Origin of the sequence: Streptomyces sp. S.PB5 (assembly GCF_030403745.1) — a bacterium.
GTDB lineage: Bacteria > Actinomycetota > Actinomycetes > Streptomycetales > Streptomycetaceae > Streptomyces.
In genome coordinates, this window is the sequence record NZ_JAQMWP010000024.1 from 78857 (window position 1) to 91711 (window position 12855).

Genomic DNA, 12855 nt, shown 5'->3' on the forward strand with positions numbered 1-12855 from the left:
ACGGATGCGAGTTCGCCTTGTGAAGGAGGGGGTGTTGCCGTCGGATCGAGCGGTTCGCGAGGGGCTGCTCGGAGCCGGTGGCCGGCTCAGACGGTCGGGACGGTGCCGCCGTCGATCACGTACTCGGCGCCTACGATGGCCGAGGCGCGGTCCGAGGCCAGGAACCCGACCAGGTCCGCGATTTCCCCGGTGTTCGCGAATCGTCCCAGGGGTACTCCTCCGAGGGAGTCATAGATGGCCTGCTTGGCCGCTTCACGTGTGAGTCCGTGGCCCTCGGCGATCCGGTCCACGAATCTTTCGTAGGCTTCGGTCTCGATTCCACCGGGGCTGATTGCGTTGACCCGTACGCCGCGCGGCGCGAGCTCATTGGCAAGTCCCTTGCTGTATGTGCGCAGCGCGGCCTTCGCTGCTGCGTAAGCCAAGGACGCGTCGTACAGGGGCAGTTCACGCTGGATCGAGGTGAAGTGCAGCACCACGCCCGACCCGGACGCGATCATCGCCGGGAGAAGAGCTCGATCCAGCCGCACCGCCCCCAGGAGGTTGAGGTTGAGCTCGGTGAGCCACTGGTCATCGGTGATGACCGCGAATCCGCCAGACGGCGTCGACGCCCCTCCGACGACGTGCACCAGGATGTCGAGGGTGCCGTCGGCCTCTGCGATTCGATCGGCCACGGCGTCGGTGCCTTCTGTCGTCAACAGGTCCGCTTCGATGAACCGGTCAGGGTGTTCATACCCGTCGGGCATCGTTCGCGCCGTCACATACACGTCGGCACCCATCTCTCGCAGTCTCTCTGCGACGGCCTTGCCCGAGCCCTTCGAACCGCCCGTGACCAGCGCCCGGCGACCGTCGAGGCGATCGCGATCTGAACTAGACATTTCTCTCCACTGAAGATCGAGGTGGCGCGGGTTCGGTCAGGCGGGGTGGTTGGCGATGACGAGTTCGGCGATGAGGTCATCGCGCAGCGCGAACCGGTAGTCGAGCTCGGCGATGCCACCCGGGAAGGTGCCCTCGAGCCGCACGGTCACCACCCAGTGGGCGTCATCGACGCGGCGAGCGCCGATCTGCTCGCTCGTGTACTCGAACTCGGACCCGGCATCCCGCAGGAACGCGTGGGCCTCCCGGCGGCCGCGGAAGGTCTCGCCCTGGTCGACGACCACCGCATCCTCGGCCAGGAACGACGACGCGGTGTCGGCGTCACGGACGATGTGGGCGGCGAAGAACTCGCGCACGGCGGCCGGGAGCAGATCGGAGGAAAGATCGGTGTGCTGTGTCATGAGCCCACCGTGTGACCTCACCGCGCGGGAAGGTCAAGCCGTGGACTCTCCCCCAAGGAGAGCGTCCACAATGAGGGCATGCTGACCATCGGGGAGTTCTCCCGGCTGACCCACCTGAGCGTACGGACCCTGCGCCGGTATCACGAGGCCGCCTTGCTCGAACCCGCCCTGGTGGACGAGACCACCGGCTACCGCTACTACAGCCTCGACCAAATCCCCACCGCACAGGTCATCCACCGGCTCCGCGAACTCGACGTCCCCCTGAGCGACGTACAGCGCATCCTGCAAACCCCCGACCCCGGTGAACGGGCGGCCCTGATCACAGACCACCTGCAACGCCTCGAGGACGCACTCGACCGCACCCGCGCCGCAGTCGTGTCACTGCGCCGCCTGCTCCGGCCCCACCCCGCCCCGATCGACGTCGAACTGCGTACGGAGCCCGCCCGCACCGTCGCGGCAGTCGAGGCCGTAGTCGGCCATCGCGACATCGCGACCTGGTACGCAGGCGCGATGGCCGAACTGGAGGCCGCCGTCGGCATCACCGCGACCGGACCGCCGGGCGGCAACTACGACAACGCCCTCTTCGAGCAGGAACGCGGCCACGCACTCGTCTACCTGCCCACCCCTGCCCCACCCCGCACCGGACGCGTACACCCCACCGTCCTGCCCGCCACCGAACTCGCCATCACCTCCCACACCGGCCCCCACGACAGCATCGACGTCACATACGGCGAACTCGCAACCTGGGTTGTGCAAAACGCCATGACGGTCGCCGGACCGGTACGCGAGGTCTACATCACCGGCCCCCGCGACACCAGCGACCCCACCGCATGGCGCACCGAAATCGGCTGGCCAGTCTTCCGCATCACCTGAAACGGCCAGTGCGGTGCGGAGCCTTGGAACGCCGGGGCGCACGCCTCAGCCTCGTGCTTTCACGAGTTGGGGCGTCCTGCACGCAACGAAGTACCCTCCAGGTGATGAAGCGATCGGGTCATGCCCGCGTGTCCGCATCGGGGGCGGCGGCCAGGCGGTGGTCTCGCAGGCCGGGACGTGCTGCGGGTGGAGTTCCGCCGACTCTCTTCGGCGGATCTGCAGCGGACCCTGGACCTGGTGCACAGCGTCGAACTGTCGCGCGGATTCCTAGGTCGTCGCCGACTTGGCGGATGGACTCAGAAGGTGTCGGCGCGTACGGCGGTCGCGGCCAGCGTGGTGTAGTTCATCGTGAAGCGTCCACCCAGGGAGTCGATGGCGCCCCCGACCGCATCCAGTATGTCGGCCAGCTGATCGGGCCGGAGTTGAGTGAGGCCGCCGGTGGTGGGCAGCAGATCCAGCCATTGGTCGCGCGTGTAGGACTGCTCCCAGCCGTATCGCCACTGTTCGGGATCGTTGAACTGTCCGGTGTCGCGGATCTTGTCGGCGAACTTCGCGTATCCCGCCTGGTAGAGATCGAGCGACCGTCGGGCCGGTTGTCCGTTGAGCGGGGAGTCGGGCACGGCCCGCCGGTAGGCAGCGGCGAACGGTTCAGCCACCTCGGCGGGCGGCTCGTACACGTGCCCGAAGATCACCAGCCGTCCCTCTGGACGTAGCACACGTGCCGCCTTTGCGGCGCCGGCGACCGGATCCACCCAGTGCCACGACTGGGCGGCGATGACCGCGTCGAACGTCCGGCCGGCTGGTTGCCAGGCTTCGAAGGTCGCCACCTCGACCTGCAGGCCACGGGCTCGCGCGAAGCCGGCCATCCGCGCATCGGGCTCAATACCGAGCACCGTGCAACCGGCAGCCTGAAACTGGCGGGCTGCGATGCCGGTGCCGCAGCCGACGTCGAGCACGTCAGGCCCGGGGATCTCGGCGACGATCCGCGTCACCAACGCGGCGGGGTAGCCCGGCCGGGCCTGGTCGTAGCGTTGTGCGTCCACCCCGAACGACTCGGCCATGCGCCGGGCCTCATACGGCTGCGATGGAGACGGTTCCGGTTGCTCTCGCGGTAAGATGGGCATGCGCCCACCTTAGTGGGCGCATGCCCACTGAGCAACGGATGCCAGCGGAGCAAGGCACGAGAGGATCTGTGAATGCCGACCGGGGTACACCTTCGTGACGCACGGCAGCAACTGTTCGACGCCGCCGAACGTGTCCTTCTGCGAGACGGACCCAACGGGCTGACCAGCCGGGCCGTCACCGACGAGGCGGGCTGCGCCAAAGGAGTCCTGCACCGGCACTTCACCGACTTCGACGCCTTCCTCACCGACCTCGTGCTCGACCGAGCCGCGCAGCTCGAAACGCAGATGAGCACGCTGCGCGAGTCCGCCGGCACCGGCACGGTGGCCAACAACCTCACCGACGCGCTGACCACCCTGCTCGGGCCGATTCCCATGGCAATCATCCCGCTCATCACCTTTCGGGACGAGCTGCGCGCACGGCTACGGCAAGCCAGCCCCGGAGGCGGAATCGCGATCCTCGGCCACGCCACGACCGTGATCTCCGCCTATCTGGCCGATGAGCGTGAACTGGGCCGCATCGCGGCCGACGCCGACATCGACTCTCTCACCCTCTCCCTGGTCGGCGGCGGACACCTCGCGTTCACAGACCGCGCCCCCGGGCCGCCAACCACGGCAGTCGTCAACAAGCTCGTGACAGCAGTCATCGCCGACGCCGTGCGACGACGACCGGCATAACGAAACCAACCGCACCCTCCGCGCGACCCCCGCTCGCCCCACAGCACTCTGAAAAGCACCGACACGTTACTTCCTGCTGTCCGAACCAGGACGGCAGGCCCTGAAGCGCTCCGGGATCGGTGGAGGTGGTACGCCCCGGTTCTGATGGAGCCGGGTTGCTGGACAATTGACGATCCAGCAGCCTTCGAAGGCCATGATGCCCCGCAGCTATCCGCCCGAGTTCCGCCGCAAGGTCCTCGATCTCGTGGCGTCCGGAAGAAAGGTCGCCGAGGTCGCCCAACTCCTCGGCATCAGCGACCAGACGATCTCTGTCCGGCGCCGCCAACATCTCATCGGTACAGGGCAGTTGCCCGGCACGACCAGCAGCGACCGGTCCGAACTCGTCGCGGCCCGCAAACGCATCGCCGAACTGGAGGCCGAGCTGACCATCCACCGGCGGGCCGCCGAACTGCTGGGTAAGGTGACGCACCCAAAAGGCGGTTCGAAGCCATCCGCGTGATGGCCGATGAGCACCTGCCGGTACAGCTGGCCTGCCGAGTGCTGCATGTCGCGAAGTCCGGTCACTACGCCTGGCGGGACCGTCCGCCGTCGAACCGCCTGGTCAAGCACGCCTGGCTGACCGAAGCCATCGTGGGCATCCACACCGCCCCTCGCGGCACCTACGGCACCCGCCGGGTGCACGCCGAGCTCCGCCTGGGCCTGCGCATCCATGCCAGCCACGGCACCGTGGAACTGCTGATGCAGCGCGCCGGCCTGCACGGCCTGCCCGGCAACCGGCGCCATCGCTGCCATGCACCCCCTTCTGGCGCACGCACACCAGCAGCAAGAACCGATCCAGCCTGGTTCACCACAACGAGCCACAACACACCGCACTCAGAAGTGAGCGCAGCTCCGGCGTCACATTCAGCCGGGACTACGACTCACCGACTGACGGCGCTCAAGCGCCAGCCCGAGCCCCGGACGAAGCCCCGAGCAGCGTCAGCCGGCGTCATCCCATCTGAGGGTCGTCCCTCCGCCGAAGTGATGAGGCGGTCTTGTACGTCGGTCTGACGTGTCCGTGGTCACCGCCGCCATAGCTTCGCCTGGTGTCCACGGAAATCAAGTCGGAAGAAGCACAGGCGAGTCGGCGCGTACAGTCGCTGGACGTGCTGCGCGGTGTCGCCATCATCGGAACGCTGCTGACCAATATATGGATCTTCACCATCGGTTCCGGAGGCGATCCTGTTTACCTGCTCGGCAAGTCCGAGGAGTTCCTGACGCCACTCTCGAACGCCATCTCGAACGGTAAGTTCCTCGGGCTCCTGTCCCTCCTGTTCGGTGTCGGCATGGCGATCCAGTTCGAGTCGGCGGTGCGGAACGGGCTGCGCTGGCCATGGCGGTACGAGTGGCGCTCGCTCCTGCTGCTGGCCGACGGCTTCGTCCACTTCGCCCTTGTCTTTGAGTTCGACATCCTCATGGGCTACGCGCTGGTCGGCATGGTGATCGCCCCGCTGCTGCTCCTGCGGACCCGCTGGCTGGTGGTGGCGACCGTGCTCGCCGGGGTACTGCACCTGGCGCTGGAGCTCAACCGCATGCTGGCGGGCCGATCCTACGGTGGGTTTGCCGGGGACGGTGACTGGGCCGGGCAGTTCGATGAAGGCTCGTTCAAAGACGGGTTCGGCGGTGCCTGGGACGGCTTCGGCATGCCCACGACCTACTTCGCCGAAGTCGCCGACCGGGTGGGGAACTTCTGGGCCCTTCGCGAGGAGGCGTTCATCATCGCCCCACCCTTGGTGGCGTTCCTCTTCCTGTGCGGTGCGCTGCTGTGGCGGGCGGGACTGTTCAGGAACGACGCGCGGGCGCACGCGATGAGCCGCTGGCTCGCGGTGGGCGGGCTGACCATCGGCGGAACGCTGACGGCGTGGGAATATCTGCCCCTGGCGGGGAAGGACGTCGTCGGGGCGCTGTCCCGCTACACCGTCGCTCCGATCGTGGCGTTCGGCTATCTGGGGCTGATCCTCGTCCTGCTGCGCCGCCGCGGCGGCTCAGGCTTCCTCAGCCACCGCCTCGCAGACGTCGGCCGCACCGCGCTGTCGTGCTACATGCTGCAGAACGTCGTCGCCATGGTGGTCTTCTCCCAGTGGGGACTTGGCCTGGGACCGCTCGGCCCCCTTGGTACGGTGCTGTCCTGGGCGGTGATCAGCTCCCTGCTGATGCTCGGCGCCTGGTGGTGGCTGCGGCACTTCAGCCAGGGCCCGTTCGAACTCGTCTGGCGCTGGGCAGTCAACGCCCCCTTCCAACGCGCCGACCGCAGGCGACAGGAAAAGCGTGATGAGGTCGAGAAGCAAGCGACGGCCGACAGGACCTCCGTCGGCGCCTCGTAGCGGCGTCGTGGCCGTGGCAGGGCTGGCGGTGGTCGCGGCCTCGATCGACCTGGGGGAGCTGCTGTGGCTCGAGCGGACGACGGCCCGAGCCGTGCTCCTGGCCGTCTCCGCGGCCGTGTTCGCGCTCGCCGTCCTGTGGCGCCGCTCGCGTCCGGTGACGGCTCTGGCCGTCGTCGGCCTGGGGTACCTGGTCACGTCGGCCTGGCCGGGTGACCAGGTCACGCCGACGCCCGCCCTGGCGCAGGCAGGTGTGTGGATCGCCGCGTTCAGCGCGATCGCAGCGGGCACGACTCGGTTGCGTCTGGCGGCCATCGCCACGCTGGTCGCGTTCGTCGCCGCGGACGCCTACCGCGTCCTGTGGAGCGCCGAGGCCTACGACTTCGGGCTGGTGGGGCTCCTCTACGACACAGCGGTCTTCGGCTTCATGCCCGTCGTGGTGGTGGCGATGGCCGATGCGGCGCGCAGCCGCGTCCAGCTGGCCGCCACGCAGGCGGAGCAGGCCGAACGACTGCGGGAGCTGGACGCCCGCGCGGCCGCTCGCGACGAGCGGCTGCGCTTGGCCCGTGAGTTGCACGACGCGGTGGCGGGCCGCCTCAGTGCGGTGGCGATGCGGGTCACGGCCGTCGGTCATGTCCACCGGGGCCGGCACACCCCGGAGGGCGAGGCCCTCGCCGAGATCGGCCGGGAGGTCGGCGCCGCGCTGGGCGAGCTGCGCGGCGCGCTGGACTCGCTCCGGGACGACGAGGCCGCCGCCGACCTCGTGGCGCGGCCGTCGCTGCGGGAGGTCGAGGCGCTGGCCGACCAGGCACGCCGGGCCGGCGCCGCGGTGGACATCGTGACCAGCGGCGAGCCGAGCCCCCTGTCCCATATGGTCGACCTCGCGGCCTACCGCATCGTCCAGGAGGCGTTGATGAACGTGGCTCGGCACGCCCGGCCACCACGCGCGACGGTCAGTCTCGACTACGGCAGGGAACGGCTGTGCATCCGCGTCGACGACGAGGGAGCGCCCCAGGGCGGGCCGCGGACCAGCCCGACCGCCGGTCATGGGCTCATCGGGATGCGGGAACGCGCCGCGCTGTGCGGAGGCTCGGCCACCGCGGGCCCCCGGCCGGACGGCGGCTGGCGGGTCGATGCGACGCTGCCCCTTCCGACGGGGGCGGCATGGCACCAGTGACCATCTCCGTGCTGCTCGCCGACGATCAGGACCTGGTGCGTACCAGCATGCGCATGATGATCGATGTCGAGCCCGATCTCGTGGTCGTCGCAGAGGCCTCCGACGGGGTGGCCGCGGTGGAGCTGGCCGCCCGGCTACGCCCCGACGTGGTGGTCATGGACGTGCGTATGCCGCGGCTGGACGGCGTCGCGGCCACTCGGCAGATCATGGCACAGGCAGATCCGCCCGCCATCCTCGCGCTCACGACCTTCGACCTCGACGAGTACCTGTTCGGGACGTTGCAGGCCGGAGCCACGGGGTTCGTGCTGAAGGACGACCCCGCGGCCACGTTGCTGGACGGCATCCGGGCGGTCGCCCGCGGTGACGGGTTCGTCTCACCGGGCCCGACCCGAAGGCTGATCGCCCGAGCATCCAGCCACAGCATCGGGATCGTCACGCTGCCCGACGGCCTGACACCGCGGGAACGCGAAGTCCTCGCCCTGGTCGGACACGCCCTGAGCAACGCGCAGATCGCCCGCCGACTGCGCGTCGAGGAGAGCACCGTCAAGACGCATGTGCAGAAACTGCTGGCCAAGCTCGACGTCCGCACGCGGGTGGAGGCGGCGCTCATCGCGAGCCGGGCCGGGCTCGTCGAGAACGGATCGGCCGAGCCAAGGAGATGAACACGCTGGGAGGGTCCGCCGAGGGCAAGCGGATCAAGCGCCTGGGTGCGACACACTCCGTCGACGCATCAGAGGGACTGCCCGCCCGCATGGTTCTCACGCTCACGCCCCACTCGGTGGCCTTCGCCTCGTATCGCTGCAACTTGGGCACCGTGGTCGCGTACTGCGGCCGGGTTCGCCAGGCTCCGCGGGTTCGTCGCTGCCCGACCGGAAGCCGGTCAAGACCTCGTTGACATGGGCTGCCCGCTCCCGAACCGCTGCAAGTTCTTCATCGCTGAGCTGAGCGAGCAGCACCGAGGCCGTCTCGGGGTCGTCGTCCGATTCCGGCCCCGGCCCGTCACGGACCGGCACCTCGTTGCCGACCGCCGAGCCGAACATCTCCTCCACCACGACGACTTCACCGTCGTATTCAACCTCGTGCCCACCCCGACACGTACAGCAGCTCCGGTCACATGTCCTCCTCCACGAGACCCCGACCTCGTGCCCTGACAGATCTGCTCGCTCTGCCCGTCGTCGAGCGCGGACTCGTCCTCGGGCTCCTCGACAGGGCGGGGCAGGTCACGTCGGCCGGCGCCAACCACCGTGGGGCGGCCCCGGCGCGCACGTGGCGTTCGGACAGCGGCTCCACCAGATCCGTCACGAAGTGCTGGCACCAGCGAACCGCAGGTTGCGTCCGTCCTCGGAGGCGGCACGGGTCGGGGAGTCCAGGATCGCGCCGCACTGCGCCGCGATCGGGGCGAGCCTGCCGTGGGTGACCTCGGGGCCGGCCGCCCGTAGCCCGGCGCGTACGGCGTGGGCGCTCGTTCCGCCGTCGGCCCGCATCGCGGTCGCCAGGACGCGCTCGTACTCGTCCGGCTGCCAGTCGGATGCTTCCAGGTCGGTGCGGAGTTCGGTCAGCGCCGCCAGCACCGCGTCGAGGGGCGCCATGGCCCGGACACTACTCGGTGCCGCGCTGACCAGCCGTGGTCAGGCCTGTGGTCGGGGTGCTCGAAGTTGTGGTCGGGCCTGTGGTCGGGGTCGGTCAAGGTGTGTCGCCGGAGTAGTAGAAGCGGCAGCTGACGCCCAAGCCCGGTGTGCGCGGCTCGCCGGGGCGCGGATCGTACAGCGCCCGCCCGCCGGTCAACTGCCCGAGCTCGGCGGGCCCAGGCCGTCACCCATCGCCGATCTGCTCGGTGGGGCTTCGTCTTGCGACCTTTCCACTCGGCAGCGTCCGGCCCCGCTACGGCTGTGCCGTCAGCGAGCCGCACGGTGCCGTCCAAGCGCTCTTGGACATACTCCCGCAGGCGGTCGTTGGTGACGGGCTTTGCGACCTTGGGGCGCTTGGCAGCCTGCTGCGCCTTCCACTGAGCGACCGTCGCGCGGTACTCCTGCTTCCCGCCGCGCGTGGCGGCGTCGCGGCGCAGCTCACGAGAGATCGTCCCGGCATCACGCCCCAGGGCGCGGGCGATCTGGCGCACCCCGGCGCCCTTCGCGCGCAGGATCGCGATGTCCTCGCGCTCCTCGAACGACAGGCAGCGGCCTGTGGGCTCAGCCAGCGAGATCGGCGGCATGCCGACAGCGTGACGAAACCACCGGAACCCACCGGCCAGGACACGCCGACCGCCAACGATGCCTCGACTGTCGTGACCCCCGTGGCGATCAGCCGCCAGAACTGGCGCTGCATCACCCGTGACGGGTCCGGCCGGCCAGGCGAGCGCGTCGCTGGCCGAAGTGCTCGATCAGCACGCCACTGCCGACGCGCCCCCCTCAGGAACATCGCTGGTCTTCAAACTCCAGTCCGCCGTGGCCACGCCGCACACCTCCGAGATCAAGGTGTTGCGACGACCAGTTGAATCCACCGCGGGCCCCGTGATCGCTGTCGAAGACGGCTCCGGCCAGACTGCCGCGAACTCGGGCGGCTGCCCGGAGTGCGGCGGCGACCAGCGAGGTGCGCATGCGGCCGGCAACCGACCAGCCCACCCGACGGCGCGAGAAGCAGTCGATCACCGTCGCCAGAGGCAACGCTGAAGACGCCGGCGACCGCAGTGCTCGGGGTGTCCGGGACGGGCCGCGTTCAGCTCGTCGGTTTTGGCGCCGCTGCGGCGTGCCGGGTGCTTGGGTCGGTCGACTGCTGCGGGCCCGGATGATCCAGCTGAGCTGGTCTGGACTGCGGGTGTCGGCGATTGCGGCGGAGCTGGACTACGGCCAGAACGCGGTCCGGTCCCCCGGCCTGGATCGCGGGGCTTGAGGAAAGGCCGACGCTCCTCGAACTCGCCGACGATTTCGCGAGGGAGACGACACAGGGGCCGGCCCGGCACCACCCTGCGGGGGCGGTGCCGGAATGGCCGGCACGCTCTCCGCGGGGTGGGGCGGAGCTGGAGCGGGGGTAGGGGTGGACGCACCCCGAGCGCCCCACCCTGATAGCTGTCAGGGTCACGACGTCCCTGGTGCGGTCTACGGTTCGAGTCGTCGGTTACGACTGCAGAGGAGATGCACATGCGTAAGGTCATATGCGGCTTGTTCGTGGCGCTGGCGGTTGTGCTCGCGGTGGCGCCGCACACCGGCGGCGGCGCCGACCAGACTGAGACCGTTGCCAATGGCAGGCCGGGCCCGCTCTGAGAGCTCCCGCAGATCCGCTTTGAACTGCCCCTTCACTACGGCGAGTTGCGCGGTGACCCCATACCCGGTTGCGACTCCAGGGGTGAGCAATGAGTCGGGGGCATAAGCAGACGGGTGACCGCAGTGCTCGGGGTGCCGTACACGAGCGGTGAACCAAGTGACAGGCAACCCACCCGTAGCTATGGGATCGAAGGTTGGCCCCCTCACCGTCGATGTGGCGAGGGGGCCAAGTGGTATGCGCTGGTGCCCAGACCGCGGCCGGCTCCGGTTCCGAGTCGGCGGGGTGGTGGCAGCGAGTTGGAGGCGGCTGCCCATACCCAGTCGCACCTCGCCGCACGGCTGAGCGCCCCTGCGCCGAGTGGCAGCCCTTCCCTGTGAACCCGCCGCATCCTGATCCAGCTGGTCCACCACATCCCCACCTATCCGAGCGGTCACCTCATCACCAGCGTCAAGGACAACCTCCACCACGACGCAATGACGGAGTCCGTCGAGGGCAGTGTCGCCGTACACATGAACGTGGCCCTGCCGAGATTTTCGTGAAGCCGCGGCGCGCTCTTCTTTCGTGCCGCCCCCGCGTACGCGGTTCGGTAGGCCCGGCGAAAGGTCCGCACTCCCCCGTTGATGAGTGGGCGGACGCGGCTGTCCTCCGTGGCATTCGCGGAACCGAGTCGGTCCAGCGCGACACCGAAGGTCAGTGCGAGGAACTGGTCGGCCGCGAGCCGGAGGGCGGCGACGTCGAGCAGGCCGGCCGCGGCAAAGGCGGCGAACCGCTCGGCGATTGCCTCGTCGGGTGCGTCGGCCATGGCGTTGTAGCCCCGGTGCGGCAGGTGGCCGGATTCCGCCCGGACCAGCCTTTGCAGCGTTGCGCACTCCGCCGAGCCGAGCATGTCGGTCGCGATGCACAGCGAGAACGTGACCAGGGCGTCCTCGAGTTCGGCAGCCTCGGTGTCGTGGGTGAGGGTGTCGTCGAGGGTGCGCCGGATCGCGGTGATCAGTGACTGGCCGACGGCGTCGACGACTGCTCGCAGCAGCGTCTGCTTGTCGCCGAAGTAGTCATACAGCCGTCTCACACGCCCTCTGCAGGACATCAACGCAAGTTTCGACGTGCCGCGCACCGAGTATGGGCGCCGGGTCATGAACGACTGCTTTCAACCGGCGTCGATGGCGGCCGCGGGAACCCGGGCGAGGAAGTACTTCTCCGCCTGGCGGACTTGGTGCCCGCCGACGAGGTGGTCCTTGCTGCGCTCCGCGAGCTGGGTGCCGAGTTCGATCGCCTCCTGGTCGACGCCGAGTTCTTCGCTCATCTCGCGGAGCACCGCGGCGGCGTGGTCTCCCCCGTCTGTGTCCTCCAGGGAGCCTCCGGGGGTCGCCCAGAATCCGCCGTTCTCGTCGTAGCGCAGGAGCAGGATGCGGTCGTCCTCGTCGAGGACGATGAAGCGGGCGGCTTCCCTCAGCGGCGGAGTGGAGGTCGTCATGTCCTCCAGTGCGGCAGTGCTCGAGGGGACGTCAGCACCGCTCGACCAGGTATTCGCCAATGCCGGCCGCGTCCAGGTCACAGGCCTGGAATGTGGCGAGCACGTGCCCGGGTGTCTCGACGATGGGTTCGCAGTCGTTGAAGGACGTGTTCAGGACGACGGGCACACCGGTGAGCTGGTGGAAGTGCTCGATGAGGGCGCCGTAGAGGGGCGCGGTGGCCGGGTCGACGGTCTGGACGCGCGCGGTGCCCTCGACGTGGACAACTCCGGCGATCTTGTCGGCGTGGTCGGCGCTTACGGGCGGGGCGAGCGGCATGAAGGGGCTGGCCACGTCGAGGTCGAACCAGGTGCCGGCGAGGACGGCTGGCGCGAATGGCCGGAACGGCTCGCGGTGTTTGATCCTCTCGTTGAGGGCGTCGGAGCCGGCGGTGGTGCGGGGGTCGGCGAGGATACTGCGGGCGCCCAGGGCGCGGGGTCCGAGTTCGCTGCCGCCCTGCCGCGGGGACCAGGTCCTCATCATCGAGCGCACCTATTTCGACAGCGACGTCCGCGCGGTGGAGACCGCCGACATCACCGTCCCCGACGCCCGCTGGGAAGTCGCCTACGAGTTCGCGGTCGACGCTCGATAGCGTCGTGG

At 69.3% G+C, this 12855-nt stretch carries 15 protein-coding genes and 4 pseudogenes; 10 read left to right on the forward strand and 9 right to left on the reverse strand.

The genetic code is table 11. The annotated features are described in order from the left end of the window. Positions 1 to 86: 86 nt before the first annotated feature. Together PH203_RS42345 and PH203_RS42350 are read right to left on the reverse strand one after the other, a co-directional pair. A complete protein-coding gene (locus tag PH203_RS42345) occupies positions 87 to 875 on the reverse strand; it encodes an SDR family oxidoreductase (protein WP_289927440.1) in 789 nt (262 codons plus the stop codon). A 36-nt stretch (positions 876 to 911) separates the two neighbouring features. Beyond that, positions 912 to 1274: a nuclear transport factor 2 family protein gene (locus PH203_RS42350; protein WP_289927442.1), complete on the reverse strand. Its 363-nt coding sequence runs from the start codon at positions 1272 to 1274 to the stop codon at positions 912 to 914. A 78-nt stretch (positions 1275 to 1352) separates the two neighbouring features. Between PH203_RS42350 and PH203_RS42355 the strand changes: the two genes are divergently transcribed. After that, positions 1353 to 2147 carry a MerR family transcriptional regulator gene (locus PH203_RS42355; protein ID WP_289927444.1) on the forward strand — a complete coding sequence of 265 codons (795 nt, stop codon included), beginning with the start codon at positions 1353 to 1355 and terminating at the stop codon, positions 2145 to 2147. A 296-nt stretch (positions 2148 to 2443) separates the two neighbouring features. Here PH203_RS42355 and PH203_RS42360 read toward each other — a convergent pair whose 3' ends face one another. Further along, on the reverse strand, positions 2444 to 3271 hold the full coding sequence (locus tag PH203_RS42360) for a class I SAM-dependent methyltransferase (RefSeq protein ID WP_289927446.1): 828 nt from the start codon (positions 3269 to 3271) through the stop codon (positions 2444 to 2446). 72 nt (positions 3272 to 3343) lie between these two features. Between PH203_RS42360 and PH203_RS42365 the strand changes: the two genes are divergently transcribed. From PH203_RS42365 to PH203_RS42385, 6 genes are all read left to right on the forward strand, one after another. Next, the gene (locus PH203_RS42365; RefSeq protein ID WP_289927447.1) at positions 3344 to 3946 is read left to right on the forward strand and encodes a TetR/AcrR family transcriptional regulator; all 603 of its coding nucleotides are present in this window, start codon (positions 3344 to 3346) and stop codon (positions 3944 to 3946) included. A gap of 166 nt (positions 3947 to 4112) precedes the next feature. After that, positions 4113 to 4445: a transposase gene (locus tag PH203_RS42370; protein WP_289927448.1), complete on the forward strand. Its 333-nt coding sequence runs from the start codon at positions 4113 to 4115 to the stop codon at positions 4443 to 4445. Next, positions 4445 to 4996, forward strand: coding sequence for an IS3 family transposase (locus PH203_RS49855; RefSeq protein ID WP_354671313.1), 552 nt, complete (start codon positions 4445 to 4447; stop codon positions 4994 to 4996). The genes PH203_RS42370 and PH203_RS49855 overlap by 1 nt, the downstream gene beginning before the upstream one ends. Positions 4997 to 5031: 35 nt before the next feature. Continuing rightward, a complete protein-coding gene (locus PH203_RS42375; protein WP_289927449.1) occupies positions 5032 to 6309 on the forward strand; it encodes a DUF418 domain-containing protein in 1278 nt (425 codons plus the stop codon). A 13-nt stretch (positions 6310 to 6322) separates the two neighbouring features. Further along, positions 6323 to 7483 (forward strand): histidine kinase, encoded by a 1161-nt coding sequence (locus PH203_RS42380; protein WP_289927450.1) that lies wholly within the window; start codon positions 6323 to 6325, stop codon positions 7481 to 7483. Beyond that, on the forward strand, positions 7471 to 8145 hold the full coding sequence (locus PH203_RS42385) for a response regulator transcription factor (protein ID WP_289927451.1): 675 nt from the start codon (positions 7471 to 7473) through the stop codon (positions 8143 to 8145). The genes PH203_RS42380 and PH203_RS42385 overlap by 13 nt, the downstream gene beginning before the upstream one ends. A gap of 636 nt (positions 8146 to 8781) precedes the next feature. Here PH203_RS42385 and PH203_RS42390 read toward each other — a convergent pair. The 3 genes and pseudogenes from PH203_RS42390 to PH203_RS42400 all read right to left on the reverse strand — a co-directional run. Next, positions 8782 to 9072 (reverse strand): hypothetical protein, encoded by a 291-nt coding sequence (locus PH203_RS42390; RefSeq protein WP_289927452.1) that lies wholly within the window; start codon positions 9070 to 9072, stop codon positions 8782 to 8784. Between the two features lie 212 nt (positions 9073 to 9284). Further along, positions 9285 to 9914 (reverse strand): annotated as a pseudogene (locus tag PH203_RS42395) (helix-turn-helix domain-containing protein); the annotation flags it as partial. Between the two features lie 73 nt (positions 9915 to 9987). Further along, positions 9988 to 10146: pseudogene (locus PH203_RS42400) on the reverse strand (DDE-type integrase/transposase/recombinase); the annotation flags it as partial. Between the two features lie 200 nt (positions 10147 to 10346). Here PH203_RS42400 and PH203_RS42405 point away from each other — a divergent pair. Both PH203_RS42405 and PH203_RS42410 read left to right on the forward strand, forming a co-directional pair. Beyond that, positions 10347 to 10514 (forward strand): annotated as a pseudogene (locus PH203_RS42405) (ADP-ribosylglycohydrolase family protein); the annotation flags it as partial. A 106-nt stretch (positions 10515 to 10620) separates the two neighbouring features. After that, entirely contained in the window at positions 10621 to 10743 is a 123-nt protein-coding gene (locus PH203_RS42410) for a hypothetical protein (protein WP_289927453.1), read from the forward strand. Positions 10744 to 11174: 431 nt separating this feature from the next. On the opposite strand, the gene PH203_RS42415 is transcribed toward PH203_RS42410, so the two are convergent. From PH203_RS42415 to PH203_RS42425, 3 genes are read right to left on the reverse strand one after another with little or no spacing between them, the layout of a single operon-like run. After that, positions 11175 to 11858, reverse strand: coding sequence for a TetR/AcrR family transcriptional regulator C-terminal domain-containing protein (locus tag PH203_RS42415; RefSeq protein WP_289927454.1), 684 nt, complete (start codon positions 11856 to 11858; stop codon positions 11175 to 11177). 33 nt (positions 11859 to 11891) lie between these two features. Further along, a complete protein-coding gene (locus PH203_RS42420; protein WP_289927455.1) occupies positions 11892 to 12218 on the reverse strand; it encodes an NUDIX domain-containing protein in 327 nt (108 codons plus the stop codon). Between the two features lie 31 nt (positions 12219 to 12249). After that, positions 12250 to 12738 (reverse strand): carbamoyltransferase C-terminal domain-containing protein, encoded by a 489-nt coding sequence (locus PH203_RS42425; RefSeq protein ID WP_354671314.1) that lies wholly within the window; start codon positions 12736 to 12738, stop codon positions 12250 to 12252. Between PH203_RS42425 and PH203_RS42430 the strand changes: the two are divergent. Continuing rightward, positions 12719 to 12847: pseudogene (locus PH203_RS42430) on the forward strand (GntR family transcriptional regulator); the annotation flags it as partial. The gene PH203_RS42425 and the pseudogene PH203_RS42430 overlap by 20 nt on opposite strands. Between the last annotated feature and the right edge of the window lie 8 nt (positions 12848 to 12855).